Source organism: Halobacillus sp. A5 (genome assembly GCF_024189315.1).
Classification (GTDB): domain Bacteria; phylum Bacillota; class Bacilli; order Bacillales; family Halobacillaceae; genus Halobacillus_A.
Genome location: NZ_JAIZEO010000001.1, coordinates 581,634 through 603,259 on the forward strand (window position 1 = coordinate 581,634; position 21,626 = coordinate 603,259).

The window sequence follows — 21,626 nt, forward strand, 5'->3', positions numbered from 1 at the left end:
TATTCCAAAGCCTACTGAACGACATGAAAAGGAGAATAGCAGATGTCTGTGATCATCCGAGAGAAACGGGACACCGCATTAAAAGAAATTGCAAAAGTATATGAAAAAATCGAAAAGAACCATCCTGTACCCGCAGAAAAAACACTAGACCTTGCAGAGAAGGCTGACCAAAATGAAGTAGTTATCGGTTTTGCCGGTCATTTCTCAGCAGGAAAATCTTCCATGATCAATTATTTAACGGGAGAAGACGTTTTACCTTCGAGTCCGATTCCGACAAGCGCTAATATTGTAAAGTTGTCTTCTGGTGATCCTTTTACCACTGTGTTTTTTAAAGAAAAATCTGCCGAAAAATATTTAGGTGCTGTTCCTATAGAAACCATCAGACGTTTATGTAAGGATGGGGAGACGATTTCCGGAATTGAGATTTCCCGGGAGATCCCCGCTCTTCCTGACAATGTCAAGCTGATTGATACACCGGGAGTCGATTCTACGAATGATGCTGACCGGGTGATTACGGAGTCCGCCCTGCATGTGATGGATCATATGTATTATGTAATGGATTATAACCATGTACAGTCTGAAGTGAATTTAAATTTCCTTTTAGAAATGCAGAAACGAAACATTTCCTTTTCTATCATTATTAATCAAGTGGACAAGCACCGCGAGGAAGAATTACCTTTTTACAGCTTTTCAAGAAGTGTAAGTGAATCTCTACAACTTTGGGGAATTCAACCCGATGATATTTTCTATACGTCTTTAAAAAAGCCTGTCCACTCATATAGTGAAGTTGATCGTTTACAATCAAGTTTCAGCCGTCATTTTCAAGAAGAGGATACGGTTTATCATGCATCGCAACAATTGGAAAGGATTATAGATGAGTGTAAAGAAGAATACCGTGAACAATTTGAGGATGAGCTTAATCAAATTGATGCAGACTTAAGTGAAGCAGTACGTATGATAGAAACTCAAAGTTATGAAGGTATTGACCCTTTAAAAGAAAAGAATTTGATTCCAGAAGCAAAGAACCATTTTAACGACCGTGTGAAAAAGTTTATATCCAATGCTTATCTCATGCCTAGTGAAGTAAGAGAGAAAGCAGAGGCATATCTTGTTTCTGAGAAGGCAGACTTTAAAGTGGGGCTTATTTTCTCCGGAAAGAAAACAGAAGAGGAACGAGTACAGAGAAAAGAAGCATTCGTTAGGGTGCTGGTCGACACAGCTGAAAAAAATTTAGTTTGGCCCCTTAGGGAGCGTGTAAACCAGTTTCTGGAGGAGTACGAGATTAGTAATGATTCTCTAGTTGAAGATGTCCAGAAACTAACGTTTAGCTATCCTGTAGATGAACGGATCAGCACTTTGATAGAACCAGGTGCTTCTGTAACAGGAGAGTATGTACTAAGGTATACTGACCAGCTGGCTAAAGATATTCAAAAATTTTACCGTGGGGAAATGGAGGGGCTGCGTCAATCCTTTGAAGAAGAATTACTTCAATCCATTCAACTGGAGGCAGCACACCATAAGGAACTTTTTGAAGCCATTGAGGAAAAAGGAAGGCTTGAAACACGGCGTCAAATAATAGAAGAAGAGATTGCCCATTATATAAACGAATTGTTGAACAACGATGGAGCGGGAGAAGAAAAGAGACAAGAAAGCATTTTAACCGCTGTTAATCAACGATTGAATGAAATTAAGGAAGTAGAGTTGCAAACAACAGAACCTGACCTGGATAGAAGCTCACCTAAAGAGAAGCCGGACAAGCTTACTCCCCAGAAAAATAAGGGATTAAATGATACTCAGGAAGATGAGCTTGAAGAAAAAATCAATAAAGTTTCTTCAATTTTAAAAGGGGCGGCAGGTTTTAATTCTCTTCTCGACCAGCTTAAGGAGAAGCAGGACCGTTTGGTGAACAAAGAGTATACGATTGCATTGTTCGGGGCATTTAGTGCAGGGAAATCCTCCTTCGCCAACGCGATCCTCGGAGATAATATTTTACCAGTGTCCCCTAACCCTATGACGGCAACTATTAATAAAATAACTAAACCAACAGATGGCCAAAGTCATCAAACTGTTTTGGTTAAGGTCAAGGCGGAAACAGAACTATTAGATGATCTAAAGCACGCTACAGAAGATAATGGGAATCATTTTAATTCACTGCAAGCAGCTTATTCGGATATCAGCCAGTGGAAAGAAGGGGAACTTGAGCAGCTTAACCATAAAAACAGATCATTCATTCAAGCTTTTCTTAAAGGGTATTCCTATATGAATGAGAATATCGGAATTGAAATGCAAATTGAATGGAACCAGTTGGCTTCCTTTGTCTCAAATGAAGAGACCTCTTGTTTTATTGAGTGGGTGGAAATATTTTTTGATTGTGAGTGGACTCGCAAGGGAGTGACTTTAGTTGACACTCCGGGAGCGGATTCTGTCAATGCCCGTCATACGAATGTATCTTTTGAGTATATCAAAAATGCGGATGCGATTTTATTTGTCACTTATTATAACCATCCTTTCTCTAAAGCTGATGAATCCTTTCTTAAGCAGCTGGGACGGGTGAAAGATGCTTTTTCCATGGATAAAATGTTCTTCATTATTAATGCATCAGACCTGGCAGATTCTCAGGATGAAAAAGAGCAGGTGGAAGAATACGTTACTGATCAACTACAAGCCTTTCAAATAAGAAAACCTAGATTATTTTCATTATCCAGTTTAAATGGGTTGAAAAATAAGCTGGAGCACAAGACTCTTGATTCTTCGGGGTTAGCTCTTTTTGAAGAAGAATTTGAGATTTTCTTAAAGGATGAGTTAACGCAGGTATTAAAGCACTCGATTCAAAATGATTTTGATTATGCATGCAGGTTGCTGCAATCTTACATTAATAATGCAGCTATGGATGAACAGCAGAGAGAGCAGCAATTAAACAAACTGTATAATAACCAGCTCGCTATTCTCCCATTGATTCATGAACGGTCATTTAACAGTGTGTATGCGAAAGTCGAGCAAAAGGTAGAAAAGCAATTGTTTTATGCCCACGAACGAATGATGCTTAATTTCACCGATTTTTTTAAAAATCATATTAACCCATCAGTTATAAGTGGTTCACATAATCAAGCTAAAGACCAGTTAAAATCTGCTCTTAAACCGATGTTAAATGAAATTGACTTCGAAATGAATCAAGAATTAAGAGCAATTTCTCTGCGAATGGAAGGTTTTGTTGAGCAGTTATTGAATCAAACTCAAAAAGAGGTACAGACTGCCGTAAATAAATATGAGCCTGAACTTTCATTGAGTAACCGTGAGTGGTCTGCCAAAGATGGATCAGTTATGCAATTTAATGAAACTGTACCAGTTGATAAGGCAGAATTAAATCAAACATTGAAACTTTTTAAAGGTACTAAATCTTTTTTTGAAGGAAATGAAAAAGTACGAATGAAGGATCAAATGGCTCAAGTTCTTCAGGAGCCTCTAAAAGTTGTAATAATGGATTCGATCGAGTCCTTTACAGCTCATTCCCAGAACCTATTTAACATGAGAATCAGCACAATGAAAGATGAATGGAGTAGTGAAATTAACCAATATTTTGAGAATCAGAAAATGAGTTTAAGGGAAGAGGTAAATAGTGAAGACCTTTATAGGCGGCTTGAGCAGTTAAATCGAGTGGTTTAAAGGGTTCCATTAAATTTACACGGAGCATGCCAATTTAATTTATCATTGTATTTATTGCGGCTATGGTTGTTTTCAGTATGTATATTAAATAGAACTAAAAAATAAAAGGGGTATGGACCAAAAAAGTTCATACCCCTTTTTCTTATTAAATAAGTACCTCGACATCAGCATTTTCTCGAAGATCGTCAATCAGTTCAGTTACTTGTTCGTTTTCCTTCTGTGTAATTAACTGCTGTTCAATCTGTTCTTTTGCTTCGTCGTAGTCTGGCGCTTCATCGCCTTGCTGTTCGCTCATTGCATCATATTGCTCTTCTATTTCTTCTTCGGTGACTTCGGCTTCTTCTGTATTTTCTTCTACGTATTTATTAATGACTAAACTGCGCTCCAGTTCTTCTCTAACTGTTTTTTCGTCTAAGTCAGCCTGTTCATAGGCTTCTTCCTGTGCTTCTTCACTTTCAAATTGGGACGTGAATTCATCGTAGCGCTCATCTATTTCTTCTTCGGAAGCTTCATGTCCTTCGTTTTCTGCTTCCTGTTTAAGTAATTCCATTCCAATCATTTCATCAACTACGCTTTGTTCAATTTGATCTTCCTGACCTTCCATGTCCATTCCCATGGATTCATATTGCTGTTCCGCATTGGCCAGCTGCTGATCAAAATCTTGACGGGAAATTTCTTCTCCGTTTACTGTAGCTACAGGTCCATCACTGGTGCTTTCTTCACTGTCATCTTCAGAGCTTTCCTCCGTTTGACCTTCATCATTACTGTCACCTTCAGTATTTTCTCCAGCACAAGCAGCCAGACCAAACATGGTGATTAAAGATAGTAACGCAGCTAATAAAGTGTTTTTCATCTTTCTATTCGCTCCTTTTTCGTAGTAAAGCATAAAGCATTATACGGAGTGTAGCACAAGAGTATAATTGAAGTAAAACTCTAAGGTTATATTTCCACAGTATTTACATAGAATGAGCATACAGGGAGGGGGATTTTGCTTGGAACCAATACTCTATCGTTCACGAAACATGTACGGCAACCGCGCAGCAGCAACATTTCACAGCAGCCCGCTGGCACCGGAACTAACAGGTACTGTAGACTTTATTCAACAGCCTTATGGCGTCGAGGTAATTGTACAAGTTGAAGGACTGCCAAAGTTTGAAGTTAAAAATGGATCTCAAATAGGCCCGCACGGTTTTCACATACACGAAAAGGGGGTATGTGAAATTGGGAACGGGGAGAAACCTTTCACAACAGCAGGTGAGCACTGGAATCCAGGAAATCAGCCTCATGGAAACCACGCTGGAGACTTTCCTGTATTATTTTCTAACCATGGCCGGGCAAGAATGATATTTTTTACAGATAAGTTTGAAGTTCATGAAATCGTTGGTAAAGCTGTCATCATTCATCAAGGGCCAGATGACTATAAGTCCCAGCCAAGTGGTGGTTCAGGACTGAGATTAGCCTGCGGTATAATTGAAGAAGTTTAAAATACGCTAAGGCATCTTAGCGTATCCAAATTAAAAATTGACAATAACTTGACGATTGGGCCGTAATCATGTATAGTTATAATTGTATATAAAAAGGGAACCATTCCATGATTAACTCTCAAATCACTTATTATAAAGGGTTATCAATTTTCGTTTGGTACTTTTTATAATATGTGATTTTTTTCATGGCATATGGAACACATATTAATTTTTAGAAATATTGGAGGACCCATTTTTATGAAAACTGGTACAGTAAAATGGTTTAACGCTGAAAAAGGATTTGGATTTATCGAAGTTGAAGGCGGAGACGATGTATTCGTACACTTCAGCGCTATTCAGGAAGAAGGATTCAAGTCTCTTGAAGAAGGTCAAACTGTAGAATTCGAAATTACAGAAGGCGACCGCGGACCACAAGCTGCTAATGTAACTAAACTATAAGTACGAAAAGAGACTGACTTAAGGCTAGTCAGTCTCTTTTACATATTGGACATGTCCAAAGGAGGTTTCAACGTAATGGCATTCGGTAAAAAGAACCAGGATGAGATTGTAGAGGAAGAAACAAAAATTTGGGTATGTACGTCAGAAGATTGTAATTGCTGGATGAGAGATAATTTCAGAACAGAAGAAAAAGCGATTTGTCCGATGTGCTCGAGTGAGATGAAAGAAGAAAGCAAAGTTTTACAAGTTGTAAATAATAACAGTTTATATTATAAAGGAAAATAGAGCCCTGACAGGGTTCTTTTTTTACGTTAATTTGAGGATTCTATTATAAAAGCCTATCCGGCGGTCATAATGAATGATATAATTCTAATGTTATACACTTAGGTACGGGAGGATTTTTTAATGTTAAATGTAACTAATGTTAGTCTTCGCTTTGGAGATCAAAAGCTATTCGAAGACGTTAATATAAAATTTACACCTGGTAATTGCTACGGGTTGATTGGAGCGAATGGAGCCGGGAAGTCTACTTTTCTTAAAATATTGAGCGGTGAAATCGAACCTCAGACAGGTGATGTTTCTCTTAAAAGTGATCAACGACTGGCTGTCCTTAAACAAAACCATTTCGAATATGATGAATACCAGGTGCTTCAAACTGTGATTATGGGTCATAAACGCTTGTATAAAGTCATGCAGGAGAAGGACGCCATTTATATGAAGGGCGACTTTACTGAAGAAGACGGTATGCGTGCTGCAGAACTTGAAGGGGAATTTGCAGAAATGAATGGATGGGAAGCAGAATCAGAAGCTGCCCGTTTACTGACAGGCTTAGGCATAACGGATAGTTTACATGATAAAAAAGTAAATGAACTAAGCGGTGCTGAGAAGGTAAAAGTACTGCTTGCCCAGGCTTTATTTGGAAACCCTGATGTCCTCCTTCTTGATGAGCCGACTAACCACCTGGATATTAAAGCTATACAATGGCTGGAAGACTTTTTAATCGACTTCGAGAATACAGTCATAGTTGTCTCTCACGACCGACACTTTTTAAATAATGTATGTACTCATATTGCAGATCTTGACTTTGGTAAATTACAAATATATGTAGGTAACTATGATTTCTGGTACGAATCCAGCCAGCTTGCCCAAAAAATGGCTGAAGAACAGAATAAAAAGAAAGAAGAAAAAATTAAAGACCTTAAAGAATTTGTTGCAAGATTTAGTGCGAATGCATCTAAGTCAAAGCAGGCAACCTCGCGTAAAAAACTTTTAGAAAAAATTACTTTAGATGATATTCAGCCTTCTTCCCGCAAGTATCCTTATATTGCTTTTAAAGCAGACCGGGAAATAGGTAATGACTTATTAACAGTAAAAAATCTTTCGAAAACAGTTGACGGTGTCAAGGTATTAGACAACGTAAGTTTTACGTTGAATAAAGACGATAAAGTTGCCCTGGTAGGCAGCCATGAAGTTGCTAAAACCACCCTCTTTCAAATCTTGATGGGTGAAATCGAACCGGATGAAGGAACGTATAAATGGGGAGTTACGACTTCTCAAAGTTATTTTCCAAAAGATAACTCGATTTTCTTCAGCCGTTCTGATATTAATTTAGTAGAATGGCTCCGTCAATATTCCCCTGAGGATGAGACAGAAACCTTCCTAAGAAGCTTTCTTGGACGCATGCTTTTCTCTGGAGAAGAAGCACTGAAAAAACCGGATGTGCTCTCTGGAGGGGAAAAAGTTAGATGTATGCTTTCAAAAATGATGCTTTCCGGTGCAAATGTCCTGCTTCTGGATGAACCGACAAACCACTTGGACCTGGAGACAATTACTTCATTAAACAAAGGTTTGATTAACTTCAAAGGGTCAATCATTTTCGCTTCTCACGACCATGAATTTATTCACACGATTGCAAACCGTATTATAGAAATTACGCCAAACGGAAGTATTATTGATAAAGAAATGTCGTACGATGAATTTTTGCAGGATCCTGCGGTCCAGAAACAAATAGCCTCGTTAAGCTAAAAAAAAGATCTGAAACCACTTAGGTTTCAGATCTTTTTTTCTTGGGAATTTATCTTTTAGTTAAATAACATTGAAATTTTCCTATTGCATTAATGAAAAATTTACGCAGGATACGACATTTCAAGATGCAAGCATGAAGTAAATTGTAGATAAATAAGAAAAAAGTACCATTTTGTAAACTCAGTGAAAAATAAGCGTCATAGTTGAAAAGAAACTGTTAGCTGTTTGTTCTTAAATTTTATAGAGAATCTGTTAATCTTGTAATTGTGGTTAATTCAACACATCAATTTTTCGAGGAGGACTCTACGAATGAAAAAAACAGCTTTCTCATTAGCAGCTACCGCAGCACTTACAGGTGCATTTGCAACTGGTGTAAGTGCCGACGAATATAAAGTAAATAAAGGTGATACTCTTTGGAGCATTTCAGAAGATAAAGAGGTATCCGTTGACAAACTTAAAGAACTTAACAACCTTGATTCTAATTTAATTGTTGCAGACCAGTCATTACAAGTTTCTGACGAAGAACAAAAGGAAGAAACGTACACAGTTGAATCTGGAGATTCCCTTTACAGCATCGGTCAGGAATACGGCGTCTCTGCAGATGACCTTATGAGTTGGAACAACCTTTCTGATTCTCTCATTTACCCTGGAGATGAGCTTTCAGTGAGTGGTCAAGCTTCATCAGAACCTTCTGAAACAGAAGAAGCACCTGCACCGAAAGAAGACAGCTCAAATGAAGAATCAACAGAAGAACCAGAACAAACTTCTGCAGATTCTGATTCCAGTGAAGAAGAATCCAGCAGCTCAGAAGAACAATCTTCAAGCTCTGAGGATGCATCAAATGATACTAGTAATGATGTAGTTAAAGAAGTAAATGTATCAGCTACAGCTTATACAGCTGATTGTGAAGGATGCACTGGAACTACAGCAACTGGTATTGATCTAAATGCGAACCCTGATCAAAAGGTAATTGCAGTAGACCCTGATGTTATTCCTTTAGGATCTAAAGTTTATGTTGAAGGATACGGTGAAGCGATTGCCGGAGATACAGGCGGTGCTATCCAAGGTAATAAGATTGACCTTTACATGCAGGACCGCGGTGAAGCTCTTGAGTTCGGCCGTCAAGACGTAACTGTACAAGTATTAGCTGAATAATTATCGAAGAAATGTAAAGCCTGCTATTGCCCCCACAATAGTGGGCTTTTTTATTTGTCAATTATTAGACGATTGAATAAATAAATAGGTTTCATAAAATAAGTCAAAATTCTTTGGAAATCGTTCAAAGATTGCTAAACTATATACTTAAACGGTTTAGGACAGGAGTGGTTATTATCAATAGAGTTGTTATATTAGGTTCTCCAGGTTCCGGAAAATCAACTCTTGCTAAGAAGCTGGGGAAGAGCGCACGGATTGCAGTTGTTCATATGGATAAACTTTTTTGGAAACCCGGTTGGTTACAGTCTACCCGTGAAGAGTTGCTGGCTAAACAGGAAATTCATCTAAAAAAAAGTTCATGGATAATTGAAGGTAATTATAGTCTGGTTTGGGATGAACGGTTGAAAAAGGCAGATACTATTATTTTCTTGGACCTGAACCGGTTTCTCTGTATATATCGCATTCTTAAAAGGTGGGTTTTGAATCGAGGGAGGGTCAGGGATGATCTGGCTCCGGGGTGTCCAGACCGAATGACAATAGAATTTCTGCATTACGTATGGAAGTTCCCTTATAAAAAGAGAGATCAAATGATTAAAGCAGTGTTAATCCAGCAGGATCACGCGCAAACAATTATTATTAATAACAAAAAAGCTGTTAAACAGTTCATAGACCACCTTGAATTCTCACCAATACTTAGTAGCTACTCCGAATTAACTTTTAAAAAATATCAATAAACCGAACAAATGTGCTTATTAATAGACAAACCCTTACCCTCCTGTTGTAAAATAGAAGAAAAGAGGGGAGAGGTTTCCATGTCTCATAAAAACAACCCTAAAAAGTTTGCTTTAAATATGAGTGCTGCACAGTTTACAAAGTTTTATATTATGCATTTACTGCAGCTAAGTCAACCTATGATCAGTGAACATTTTAAAACAGAATTTCAAAAATTAACAAATAACTGGATTCCAGCACCGTCAACTTTGCTTGATACATTACATGAGATGACCGAAGATGGGTTACTATATCGAAAAGAAGATTATAAATCTCATGAGAAAAGAAGACAAAAAGTATATTGGTACTATTTGACTGACACTGGTAAAGAAGAATTTAATGTATTGAAAAAACGATATAAGCTGTTATTTGAAGAACAGCTTACGATTTTAAATAAGATTATGAAAGATGTTTATCGTTAAGGGACAGGTATACAGAAAGGATTTCCAAATGAAATTAAGCGTATTAGATCAAAGTCCTATCTCAAAAGGCAGGACTGCTGAGGAAGCTCTCAACTATACTCTAGAGTTAGCGAAATACACTGAAAAATTGGACTATTACCGTTACTGGGTAGCCGAACACCATAATACAAATGGTTTAGCAAGCAGTTCTCCTGAAGTTTTAATCAGCCGTATTGCTTCCGTTACGAGTTCAATTAGAGTGGGTTCGGGAGGAGTATTACTTCCGCAGTACAGCCCTTTAAAGGTTGCTGAAAATTTCAAATTATTAGAAGCTTTATTTCCACGAAGAATTGATTTAGGATTAGGAAGGTCACCTGGCGGTGGGAAGAAGACAAGAGCTGCCTTAAATGATGGTTATGAAAAGCCTTTAAGTTCTTTTTCAAGACAAGTTAAAGAGCTTCAGCAATTCCTGCAAAGCAGTATTCCTAAAGACCATTCCTACTACGGAGTATCTGCTAAACCAGCAGCTGATGGTAATCCTGAGCTGTGGGTGCTTGCTCTGACTGAAAGAGGAGCAAGGCATGCCGCCCTGAATGGGACGGGGTTTACATTCGGTCATTTTATAAACCCAGACTATGCCACTGCTTCAATTAGAACTTATCGTAATAAATTTAAACCTTCAGAGCTAAGAAAAGAACCGTCTGTTAACGCTTGTGTATTTGTTGTTTGTGCAGAAACAAAAGAAAAGGCAGAGAAATTGGCATTAAGTCAGGATATGTGGCTTTTGCAAGTGGAGAAAGGACTGGACACGCGAGTACCTTCGCCAGACGAACTAAAAGATGCGGAAATGTCTGAGGAAGAGTTGGAAAGAATAAAGCATAATCGAAGAAGATGTATTATTGGGGATCCTGAATTTGTATATAAGGAACTTAAAAAACTTAAAAAACTAAGCGATCTTTATGGTACAGAAGAAATCATAATTATTACAAACATTTATGATTTCGAGGAAAAGAAAAATTCTTATAAGCTCATAGCTGAGTATTTTAAACAGAATGACTAGCTAAGTGTTAGGAAAGAAGGTTAGAAAATGAATAATTACATCGGAACGATTCAAAAGCTAAAACTTACAAAAAGGAAAACTGACGGTTTTATGTTAACTGACGGAAGTGAAGAGCTTCTGCTTCCTGATGACCAGGTATCAGAAGAAATACATGAGCTTAATGAAATGATTTCAGTATTTATCTATCAAAATAGAAGCAAAGAAGTTACAGCAACTACATTCTTACCTGAAGTGACACTGGAGTCGTATGGATGGGCGGAAGTAGAAGAAGTTATTCCTAACCTGGGAGCATTTGTTAATATTGGGGTCGACAAAGCATTTCTTGTTTCAAAAGATGATCTGCCTTATAAGAAATCTGTATGGCCACAGGAAGGTGATACTCTATTTGTAAGTCTGGAGAAAGATAAGAAGGGAAGAATTTTTGCCGAGCCTATCTCGGAAAGTGAAATACTGGAAGATCTCGAGCCTGCACCGCAGGAGTTGTTAAATAAAACTGTGACTGGACGTGTCTACCGTTCCACAAAAGCCGGATCCTTTATATTGACTGAACAAGGTTACCGCGGTTTTGTTCATCCTTTTGAAAGAACACAGGAGCCTCGCTTAGGTGAAACAGTTGAAGGCAGAGTAATCGATGTAAAGGAAGATGGAACAATAAACGTTTCTCTACGTCCTTTGAAGCAGGAAGTCTTAAAAGATGATGCAGAGGTTATTTATACCTATTTAAAAGAAAATGATGGTGTGATGACTTTAACCGATAAAAGTGCACCAGAAGATATAAGAGAAACATTTCAAATCAGCAAAGCTGCATTTAAACGTGCTTTAGGTTCATTACTAAAGGAAAGAAAAATTATTCAAATTGATGGCAAAACGATGATTCGACATGAAGAAGATTGAAACAAAACTCCGCATTTTCTCTGCGGGGTTTTTTATTTATAAATTATTCATTGAATAATTTTTTTCACTTAAAGAAAAATAACTGAAGATAGATAATGAATGAGGTGTGAGTAATGGCTGACGATGTAAATGGTCAAAAAGTTAGCAGGTGGTGTCTTGTAAGTATGGCTTCGATTCCTCTTGTAATGACATTGGGAAATTCCATGTTGATTCCTGTGTTGCCGATTTTTGAACAGAAAGTAGGGATCTCTTCTTTTCAATCAAGCATGATTATTACCAGCTATTCGATTGCTGCTATCTTTCTGATCCCTGTTGCAGGTTATTTATCAGACCGATATGGAAGAAAAGTTGTAATTCTTCCAAGTTTAATCCTAGCTTTAATAGGAGGAATCATTGCAGGGTTTGCTTCCTGGCAGCTCAATAATCCTTTCACCTGGATTATGATTGGCAGAGTCCTGCAGGGAATAGGAGCAGCTGGAGCCACCCCAATAATTTTACCTTTAGTAGGAGATTTATACAAAGAGGATGATGAAAAAACGAGTTCATGCTTAGGTATTATAGAAACATCCAATACATTTGGCAAGGTATTAAGTCCAATTCTAGGTGCTGCGTTTGCTGCGTTTATTTGGTTTCTTCCGTTTTTTTCAATATCTTTTTTTAGTTTAATTTCCATAATATTAGTTTTCTTTTTCATTAAAGCACCAAAAAATGAAGAAAAACCTCCAAAATTTAAAGTGTTCATTAAAAATACGAAGAAAATTTTTAACCAGGAAGGAAAGTGGCTCTATACCGTTTTCCTTATAGGAATTTACTTAATGCTGATTTTGTTTGGAGTTTTATTCTTTTTATCCGACATTTTTGAAAAGACCCATGATCTATACGGAATTAAGAAAGGATTTTATCTAGCTGTCCCACTGTTTGGATTGTGCATTGCCTCGTTTGTGACTGGTAAACTAATTAAGGGAGAGCTCAGTGTGATGAAGAAAGTCTTACTTTTTAGTCTGTTTATGACTTCATCTACTGTAGTTTTTATAGGTTTAGTCAGTGATAAACTGATGTGGCTCTTAGTTATTACAACTCTTATGGGAGTAGCTATAGGAGCAATCCTTCCAACTTTGGATGCTATGATTACGGAAGGGATCGATAAAGAGGAAAGAGGGACAATTACCTCTTTTTACAGTTCATCCAGATTTATAGGGGTTGCAATTGGGCCACCTGGAATGTCGATGGTTATGCAAGATTATTTAAATCTTAGTTATTTTACAGCCGGAGGGGCAGGTATTCTCCTCCTAATCCTAGTGATAATCATGATAAAAACTGAAAACGCGAAAACCAATAAAGAAAGTATTGCCTAGCATAAAAGGTGCCAAGTTAATTAATGGCACCTTTTTTATAAAGAAAAGATGAATGTTTAATCAAAGAAGGGTGGACCGCTTTTGCTTTGGATGATAATCCACCCAGGTTGATACCAGCTCCAAATTTATAGCACTGCCATACTATTTTAGTACAGTATTGTTCATTATCCTTACTGCCTAAAGCTGTGGAAATTTTATAAGATGCTTTAGAATCCCTTTCATAAATGGTATTTAAATGAGCAGCAGCATTTTCTCCGTGTTGTAATTCTATTGGGGCGTAAACCGTAATGAATCGAAATTTATTGTGGTAAGCCGGAACCGAATCCTTCACTAATCCAGCAGGAATTGAATGCACGACCTGATGATTGCAGTCCACAATACCTACATGACCAACATACTTTGATTCACTTTTACCAATCGGTGAAAACAGCAAATCTCCAGGTCCAATTGGAATATTAGTCCCTGGATAAAATGGAGGGTGAACATAGGAAGGTGTTACGACTTTTTTAGGTTTGCATAAAAAAATAAGTAAACTAATGATTATGCTTATGATAAAAGTTAATTTCTTCATCTTAGTCATCCTTATGATTGTGAGTATGTAATTCATGATAAGTTACAATCTAAGAAAACTCAATTCCCCGTAGAAGTTTATAACGAGTTTCTACCGAAGTACAGGGGAGTACAGCGGGAATAAATTATTATGAAGAAGAGGGCTGTTCATGAATTAATAATTTTTTATTGTAGTTTACATAATATATATTATAGGAAGTTTAAATACATTTGGTTTTTTAGTCTCAATACCCAAGTATACTCTTGATAGTGAGACAAAATAATATTTTTGCTGAATTTCCAGTTACTATTGGTATGAACATCTTTTGTAACAACTGAACCAGCAGATACATGAGTTCCAGCTTTCTATTGGTGCTGCATTGCCAGTAATAATTCTCTCTTTAGGTTCAATTGAATGACAAGCCGTATATATTTCCAACGTTCCGTACTATATACACTGCATAGCGAATGTAATAATTCAGGTCAAAATGAAAATTACGTTTATTCCAGCGTTCATACCTAAATTATGTTTTCTTACCTTCCTGTTTCTGAAAAATACTTTTGTTAAGTTATTGAAGCAAGATTATTTTTCTTATTCTTTTTTGTATTAAATTTATTATCCATACTTTCCCCTCTTTTATTGCAGTTTCCCCTTCCCTACTCATATTTCATTAGGTCTAATTACATTTTAATGTTATTTATTGTTTTTTCTTTCGGAGTTGCTACTAAGTTTCAAGTCAGACTATTTGGAATTACTATGTACAAAAAGAAAGCCACAGAGCGTTTGGCTTACTCTGTGACCTTAACTTTAGATTTTCTGGAAGATCTAGATTTTGCCTTATTTTGTTGATAAACCTCGAGAGTTTCTTTATAAAATTCTAATATTTGTTCTGATGGTTTTTGCCAGCTGAACTTTTCTGCTTCGCTTCTGGCATTTTTACATAACCTTTGGTAAAGTTCTTCGTCTTCCAGCCGGTTGATGGCTTCAATCATGCTGTTAGTGTTTTCATTCTCGAACAACAAACCTGTTCTCTCGTCTTCTACCTGCTCCATTGTCGGACCACTTTTTGCTGCGATTACCGGGAGGCCAGAAGCCATTGATTCCAGGATAACTAAGCCCAATGTCTCTGTAATAGACGGAAAAATAAGCGCGTCTGAGGAAGAAAATGCCTGAGCCAGCTCATCTCCGTGAAGAAGTCCGGTGAAAGTCGTTTTCGTACCTGCGAACGTTTTCTCGAGAGCTTCTTTCTCAGGTCCGTCTCCTACAATAGCTAAAGAAAGGTCATCTCTTTGTTCGAGCAGCGGCTTAATTTTGTGAATTTCTTTTTCAGGTGCCAGCCTTCCGACAAATACAAGGAGTTTATTATCAGGTTCACCATTAGACAGCCGATTTCTCATTTCTTCATTTTTATGTGATGGATGGAAATGATCTATTGCAACTCCTCTGTCCCAAACGTGAACGTTGTGGAATTTCTTTTCCTGTAATTCCCCCTGGATGGCTTTAGATGTACATAAGTTGTAGTCAGCGTAATTATGAAGTTTTCTAAAATACCACCATACTAAAGGAACAAAAGGATACAAGCGATAGTATTCCAAATACTTTGGCACGTGGGTGTGATAGGAAGCAATTAATGGATAACCCAATTTACTCGCGTAATATACACCAGAAACTCCTACTAAAGCAGGGTTTACTACGTGCACTAGATCAGGATCGTGTTTTATCAGTAAGTCTTTAACTCGCTTTTGAGGCATAGAAAATTCTCTATACCTGTAAAAAGGCATAGTTGTCGTCTTAACCCCTTCAACAATCGCACCTTCATATTCAGTTACACCAAAGTCTGGAGCAATAACAACAACCTCGTGCTCTTGCTGTCTTAAATATTTAATGGCCTCTTTTAACCTTGTTACCACTCCGTCGGTAGATGGTAGAAATGTTTCGGTGATAATGGCGATTTTCAAAGCGGAAAACTCCTTACTTCCACGTAATAGATGGTAATACGTTGTCTTTAATAATCCGATCCTTGTTTTCTACTGCAATTTTTAAGATGTCACGAATCACTTCATCTGTCAGCAGATGTGGTTCCAGTCCTAAATCTTTAAGTTTAGTGTTTTTAGCGTGGTAATAATGGTCTTCGTTTTCGATACGCGGATTTTCGATATTTTTAACTTTTGTCTCAAATCCTTCTTCTATGGCGATTTTTTGAACTCTTTCTGCCAGATCCTGAACTGAGAACCATTCAGTGAATTGATTAAACACTCTGAACTCTCCGCGGTCAGCTGGATTTTCTGCAGCGATTTCTACACAGCGTACCGTATCTTCAATGTTTAGAAATGCACGTGTCTGCCCGCCTGTACCATATACGGTTATGTCATGGCCAATTGCTGCTTGATTAACGAAACGGTTCAATGCAGTTCCGAAAACACCGTCATAATCCACCCGGTTAAATAAAACTGGGTCCTGCTGAGTTTCTTCTGTATGAAGACCGTATACAATACCCTGGTTTAAATCTGTCGCACGAATTCCCCAGATCTTACAAGCGAACATGATATTGTGGCTGTCATGAACTTTTGAAAGATGATAGAAAGATCCCGGTTGCTTAGGGTAAGGAAGGGTATCCTTTCTTCCATTATGCTCAATTTCAATATAACCCTCTTCAATGTCAATATTAGGTGTGCCGTATTCACCCATAGTGCCGAGTTTAATTAAGTGGCACTCTGGAGCGAATTCCTTAATAGCATACAATACATTTAAATTCCCAATTACGTTATTTGACTGAGTGTAAGCTGCATGCTCACGGTCGATCATAGAATAAGGAGCAGAACGCTGCTCTGCGAAATGTACAAAAGCTTCCGGTTCTGTCTGACGGAAGACCTCACTTAGGAAATCATAATGATTAAGATCACCGACGAATGTCCGGATTTCTTTTCCTGTAAGCTCTTTCCATTTAACTACCCGTTCTTCAAGGCTTGCAATGGGTGTTACTGAATTTGAATGCAATTCGTCATCTATTTTTCTTCTCGCTAAGTTATCAACGATTGATACTTCATGACCTTGTTTAGATAAATATAAAGCGGTCGGCCAGCCGCAAAAACCGTCTCCCCCTGCTACTATAATTCTCATAATCTACCTCCTAGTTACAATTCACAATTTCATTTTCCATTTTAGAATAACATTCTTTGTTTCTAATCGGGTAATGATAACTTTTGGAACTATATGTTTCGTTACCATATTTCCTACGATGTTGACTTTACCATTATAAAAAAAGAAACACAATTAATCTCCTCATATTTTTTAAATTCCTTTTCTCTATATACCCCAATTTTATATCGATTTATTCATATTTGTGAATATTAAAAAGAACAAAGAAATTGAATATTCATTCATCTGCTGATATAAGTTATACTTATTATATGAAGTTTTTAGTAGAAATAAGTTAGGGGGATAACTATGAGTAATTTTGAAACTGCCTGGAAGCCTTCTGAAGAAACTATGAAAGAAACTCGTTTATATCAATGGATGACATCGTTAGGGTTTAATCATTATGATGAATTCCACCGCAAGTCTGTCCAGGACGTTGAATGGCTGTGGGATCAAGCCGTGTCTACACTTGGAATCGAATGGTACAAACCTTATACACAAACTCTCGGCCTATCGAATGGGATTCAGTATCCAGATTGGTTTATCGATGGTGAAATTAATGTCGTCCATAATGCTCTGGATAAATGGGCAGAAGATATACAAACCCAGAATAATATTGCTTTATACTGGGAGGGCGATAATGGAGAAAAAAACGCCTTTACCTTTAAGGAGCTTAAGGAAGAAGTTGACGCTTTTGCTCACGGGCTGGAGAATCTGGGAGTCGTGCAGGGGGACATTGTAACTCTTTATTTGCCGATGCTTAAGGAAACTCTTGTAGCAATGCTTGCTGTTTCAAAAGTAGGAGCTGTCATCTCCCCCACCTTTTCAGGATATAAAGCTGAAGCTGTCGCCGCTCGTGTAAGCGCTTCCGATTCTAAAGTGCTTATTACAGCAGATGGTTTTTATCGGAGAGGCAAAGTTGTAAAAATGAAACAAGAAGCTGATGAAGCTGCTGACCTATGCGGAAGTCTCAAGCACTTAATCGTTATTAATCGTACAAATGAAGAAGTTCCGTGGAATGATGAACGTGACATTTCCTACAGATCTCTTACTAATACACGTCAACCTTACAAGACTAAAGTGACAAAAGCAGATGATGAGTTTATGCTTATCTATACTTCCGGCACCACCGGCAGACCAAAAGGAGTTCTTCATACTCATTCAGGCTTTCCTATAAAGGCAGCCTTTGATGCTGGAATTGGAATGGACGTTAAAAAAGAAGATACTCTATTTTGGTATACAGATATGGGCTGGATGATGGGGCCATTCCTGGTTTATGGTGGTTTAATCAATGGAGCTTCTATTGTAATGTTTGAAGGTACGCCCGATTATAAAGAGCCTGACCGGCTTTGGAAAATGGTAGATGATTATGAAGTTACTCATTTAGGCATCTCTCCTACGCTAATTCGTTCCATGATGAAGCATGGTACAAGCTGGATAAAAAAACATGATCTCTCCTCCCTTCGTTTAATTGGATCTACAGGTGAACCATGGAACCTGGAGCCCTGGAAATGGTTGTTTAAGCATGTCTGCCGTTCCAGAGTGCCAATCTTTAATTATTCCGGAGGAACTGAAATATCAGGCGGCATATTAGGCAACGTCCTGGTGAAACCTATACAGCCAGTAACTTTTAATGCTGCTTTACCGGGTATGGATGTTGATGTTTATGATCAGACTGGTAAACCCTTAGTTAATGAAGTTGGAGAGCTTGTCATAAAACAGCCCTGGGTCGGGATGACAAAAGGTTTCTTGAATGATGATAAAAGATACCGCGAAACTTATTGGAACCGTTTCGAGGACATTTGGGTTCATGGAGACTGGGTGATTAATGATGATGAAGGGTACTTTACCATTACTGGAAGATCAGACGATGTACTCAATGTCGCCGGTAAACGCCTGGGACCAGCTGAAGTTGAATCAGTGCTCGTCAGTCATGAAGCCGTTATAGAAGCCGGAGTTATCGGAGTGCCGCATGATATCAAAGGCGAGGAACCTGTAGCTTTCGTGGTTTTAAAAGACAAAACAGAGGATGCCTCCGCCCTAATCGATGAATTAAAAAAGTATTTATCATTAAAGTTAGGGAAAGCTTTAGCTCCGAAAGAGGTTTTTATCGTCTCAGATTTACCGAAAACCCGAAATGCGAAAGTGATGAGAAGAGCAATAAAAACCGCGTATTTAAACAAGCCCTCCGGAGATTTGAGTGCTCTTGAGAACGCACACACGATTTCAGAAATAGAGAGTATGGGAAAAGAAAATCTCGCGAAAAAATAGGCAAACATTAAATAATGTCATTTTCTATAAATACAGAAAGACCCGATCCAATTGGATCGGGTCTTTCTTGGATTAAATTCGCTTTGCCGAGCCTCAATTTTTTAAACAGGATATACACCGTGCTTTCGTTCGGTAAACCTTATGTTTTTTGATTGATAAGCTTCAAATCGCTGTATTAAGTCTTTTCGTAAATTTTCAGGCTGAACGATATCATCAATTACCATCTCCGAGGCCAGACGGTATAAATCAATATTTTCTTTATACTCTTCCTGTTTCTCCTTTATAAAGGCAGGACGTTCCGATTCATCTAATGCTGCAATTTTATTAGCATACACAGCGTTGACCGCTGCTTCCGGCCCCATTACGGCTATTTGTGCGGTCGGGAGAGCAATACAGGCATCTGGTTCAAAAGCAGGACCGGCCATCGCATATAACCCTGCGCCGTATGCTTTGCGAACAATAACGGATACTTTAGGAACTGTAGCTTCGCTCATAGCGGAAAGCATTTTTGCCCCGTGGCGGATAATGCCGGCTCTTTCTACTTTTGTCCCTATCATAAAGCCTGGAATATCGACTAAGAAAAGCAGAGGTATATTGAAGGCATCACAGAGCTGCATAAACTTCGCAGATTTATCAGCGGAATCAGGGAACAGCACGCCTCCCTTAGCTCTCGGCTGGTTGGCAATAATCCCAATCGTTCTGCCGTCAATTCTTGCTAGTCCGGTGATAATTTCAGGAGCAAATTTCTTTTTAATTTCGCAGAATGATTGTTCGTCAATGAGCCGCTCAATCAACTTATACATATCAAAAGGAGCATTCTGATTAGCAGGTATTAATTCTGAAATGCTTTTCTCAAATCCAGCAATGTCCACTGTGTCCATACGCTTAGGAAGTGATCTAAAGTTAGGCGGAAAATAACTTAAGTACCTTCTTGCATAATGAATGGCTTCGTCTTCATCACCGGCCAGCACATCTCCGCAGCCAGATACGGAACAGTGCATCTCAGCCCCGCCCATTTCTTCTAAACTTACTTTTTCACCAATCACTTTTTCGGCCATACGCGGTGAACCTAAATACATTGAAGCATTTTTGTCGACCATCACAACAATATCACAAAATGCAGGTATATAAGCACCTCCGGCTGCAGAAGGACCAAATAGAAGACAAACCTGCGGAACCCGGCCTGAAAGCTTTATTTGATTATGAAAAATCCTTCCTGCTCCTCTGCGATTTGGAAACATTTCGACTTGATCAGTAATTCTAGCTCCGGCCGAATCAACTAAATACAGCATAGGGATTTCGAGCTTCATAGCGGTTTCCTGGATCCTTATAATTTTTTCAACGGTTCGTGCTCCCCATGAACCTGCTTTAACAGTAGAATCATTGGCCATTACGCATACTTTCTCACCGTTAATTTTCCCAATGCCGGTAACAACGCCGTCGGCTGGCAGAGAACCATCCATACAGTTAGCAAAAAATGCATCTTCCACATTTAAGTCATCATCAAATAATCGCTGCAGCCGCTCCCTGACAAACATTTTACCTTTGCTTCGATTGCTTTCATGATATTTATCCAGTCCGCCTGAGGCAACTTTTTCCTTCATGGATTGTAAAGTTTCATTCATCATAAACTCCCCCTCCTCTACCTTCCTTTATACTCCGGTTTTCTTTTTTCTTTAAATGCCTTCAAGCCTTCTTCCCGATCGCTCGTCGGAATGGTCTGCTTGTAGCATTGATGTTCAAATACAAGTCCGGTATGTTTATCTGTTTCAAATCCACTGTTGACCGCTGTTTTCGCTAATTTCAAGGCAAATGGTCCGTTATTACTCATTAAATGGGCCATGTGAAGCGTCTCACGGTCTAAATCTTCAGGTGGATGGATTGATTCGACAAGCCGAATGTTCACAGCTTCCTCAGCTGTTACAGACCTTGCAGTAAAAATCAATTCCTTCGCTTTTCCAAGTCCAATTAATCGAGGAAGCCTTTGTGTACCTCCCGCTCCAGGAATGATAGCTAAGGAGGTTTCTGTAAGGCCGCATTTTGCGTGCTGACTCATCGTTCGAACATCACAGGCTAACGCAAGCTCTAGTCCGCCTCCGTAGGCAGCTCCGTTGATCATAGCGATGGTTGGTATCGAGAGCTGTTCCACCTTGGTAATTGTTTCTCCGATCTTCCTAACCGTCTCAACTACTTCAGCCTCTGTCATTCCCGATCTTTCCTTTAAATCAGCACCTGCGCAGAAGGCTTTAGGTCCGCTCCCTGTTATAATAAGTACTCTTAAGTCTGATCGCTCGATGTCATCTAATTGTTCTGATAGTTCATTAAGCAATGCGAGCGATAAGCTGTTAGCGGCTTCGCTCCTGTTTAACGTAAGCCTCCCGATGTGGGAATCAATAGTTTCTAACTCCACCAATGCCATAT

At 38.5% G+C, this 21,626-nt stretch carries 18 protein-coding genes; 12 read left to right on the forward strand and 6 right to left on the reverse strand.

Annotation, left to right across the window (positions count from 1 at the left end; genetic code table 11):
- Positions 1-42: 42 nt before the first annotated feature.
- The gene (locus LF822_RS03115; protein WP_253922495.1) at positions 43-3,663 is read left to right on the forward strand and encodes a dynamin family protein; all 3,621 of its coding nucleotides are present in this window, start codon (positions 43-45) and stop codon (positions 3,661-3,663) included.
- A 145-nt stretch (positions 3,664-3,808) separates the two neighbouring features.
- Here the strand turns inward: LF822_RS03115 and LF822_RS03120 are convergent, their stop codons facing one another.
- Entirely contained in the window at positions 3,809-4,516 is a 708-nt protein-coding gene (locus LF822_RS03120; protein WP_253922496.1) for a SurA N-terminal domain-containing protein, read from the reverse strand.
- 169 nt (positions 4,517-4,685) lie between these two features.
- Between LF822_RS03120 and LF822_RS03125 the strand changes: the two genes are divergently transcribed.
- From LF822_RS03125 to LF822_RS03170, 10 genes are all read left to right on the forward strand, one after another.
- Entirely contained in the window at positions 4,686-5,147 is a 462-nt protein-coding gene (locus LF822_RS03125; protein WP_253923446.1) for a superoxide dismutase family protein, read from the forward strand.
- A gap of 237 nt (positions 5,148-5,384) precedes the next feature.
- Positions 5,385-5,585 (forward strand): cold-shock protein, encoded by a 201-nt coding sequence (locus LF822_RS03130; protein ID WP_253922497.1) that lies wholly within the window; start codon positions 5,385-5,387, stop codon positions 5,583-5,585.
- A gap of 75 nt (positions 5,586-5,660) precedes the next feature.
- Positions 5,661-5,870: a cold-shock protein gene (locus LF822_RS03135; protein WP_253922498.1), complete on the forward strand. Its 210-nt coding sequence runs from the start codon at positions 5,661-5,663 to the stop codon at positions 5,868-5,870.
- A gap of 120 nt (positions 5,871-5,990) precedes the next feature.
- Entirely contained in the window at positions 5,991-7,610 is a 1,620-nt protein-coding gene (locus LF822_RS03140; protein WP_253922499.1) for an ABC-F family ATP-binding cassette domain-containing protein, read from the forward strand.
- A 309-nt stretch (positions 7,611-7,919) separates the two neighbouring features.
- Positions 7,920-8,765: a LysM peptidoglycan-binding domain-containing protein gene (locus tag LF822_RS03145; RefSeq protein ID WP_253922500.1), complete on the forward strand. Its 846-nt coding sequence runs from the start codon at positions 7,920-7,922 to the stop codon at positions 8,763-8,765.
- Between the two features lie 113 nt (positions 8,766-8,878).
- The gene (locus LF822_RS03150; protein ID WP_253922501.1) at positions 8,879-9,499 is read left to right on the forward strand and encodes a P-loop NTPase family protein; all 621 of its coding nucleotides are present in this window, start codon (positions 8,879-8,881) and stop codon (positions 9,497-9,499) included.
- Positions 9,500-9,577: 78 nt separating this feature from the next.
- The gene (locus LF822_RS03155) at positions 9,578-9,958 is read left to right on the forward strand and encodes a helix-turn-helix transcriptional regulator (RefSeq protein ID WP_253922502.1); all 381 of its coding nucleotides are present in this window, start codon (positions 9,578-9,580) and stop codon (positions 9,956-9,958) included.
- Positions 9,959-9,986: 28 nt separating this feature from the next.
- Complete coding sequence (locus LF822_RS03160; protein WP_253922503.1) at positions 9,987-10,997, forward strand: LLM class flavin-dependent oxidoreductase; 1,011 nt, start codon at positions 9,987-9,989, stop codon at positions 10,995-10,997.
- A 27-nt stretch (positions 10,998-11,024) separates the two neighbouring features.
- Complete coding sequence (locus LF822_RS03165) at positions 11,025-11,891, forward strand: CvfB family protein (RefSeq protein ID WP_253922504.1); 867 nt, start codon at positions 11,025-11,027, stop codon at positions 11,889-11,891.
- A 113-nt stretch (positions 11,892-12,004) separates the two neighbouring features.
- On the forward strand, positions 12,005-13,246 hold the full coding sequence (locus tag LF822_RS03170) for an MFS transporter (protein WP_253922505.1): 1,242 nt from the start codon (positions 12,005-12,007) through the stop codon (positions 13,244-13,246).
- 16 nt (positions 13,247-13,262) lie between these two features.
- Here LF822_RS03170 and LF822_RS03175 read toward each other — a convergent pair whose 3' ends face one another.
- From LF822_RS03175 to LF822_RS03185, 3 genes are all read right to left on the reverse strand, one after another.
- Complete coding sequence (locus LF822_RS03175; protein ID WP_253922506.1) at positions 13,263-13,817, reverse strand: C40 family peptidase; 555 nt, start codon at positions 13,815-13,817, stop codon at positions 13,263-13,265.
- A gap of 767 nt (positions 13,818-14,584) precedes the next feature.
- Complete coding sequence (locus LF822_RS03180) at positions 14,585-15,754, reverse strand: glycosyltransferase family 4 protein (protein WP_253922507.1); 1,170 nt, start codon at positions 15,752-15,754, stop codon at positions 14,585-14,587.
- Between the two features lie 13 nt (positions 15,755-15,767).
- A complete protein-coding gene (locus LF822_RS03185) occupies positions 15,768-16,916 on the reverse strand; it encodes an NAD-dependent epimerase/dehydratase family protein (protein WP_253922508.1) in 1,149 nt (382 codons plus the stop codon).
- Between the two features lie 327 nt (positions 16,917-17,243).
- Here LF822_RS03185 and LF822_RS03190 point away from each other — a divergent pair, with 327 nt between their 5' ends.
- The gene (locus LF822_RS03190) at positions 17,244-19,205 is read left to right on the forward strand and encodes an AMP-binding protein (RefSeq protein WP_253922509.1); all 1,962 of its coding nucleotides are present in this window, start codon (positions 17,244-17,246) and stop codon (positions 19,203-19,205) included.
- Positions 19,206-19,306: 101 nt separating this feature from the next.
- On the opposite strand, the gene LF822_RS03195 is transcribed toward LF822_RS03190, so the two are convergent.
- Complete coding sequence (locus tag LF822_RS03195) at positions 19,307-20,833, reverse strand: acyl-CoA carboxylase subunit beta (protein WP_253922510.1); 1,527 nt, start codon at positions 20,831-20,833, stop codon at positions 19,307-19,309.
- Positions 20,834-20,847: 14 nt separating this feature from the next.
- Positions 20,848-21,624, reverse strand: coding sequence for an enoyl-CoA hydratase-related protein (locus tag LF822_RS03200; RefSeq protein WP_253922511.1), 777 nt, complete (start codon positions 21,622-21,624; stop codon positions 20,848-20,850).
- Positions 21,625-21,626 lie beyond the last annotated feature (2 nt).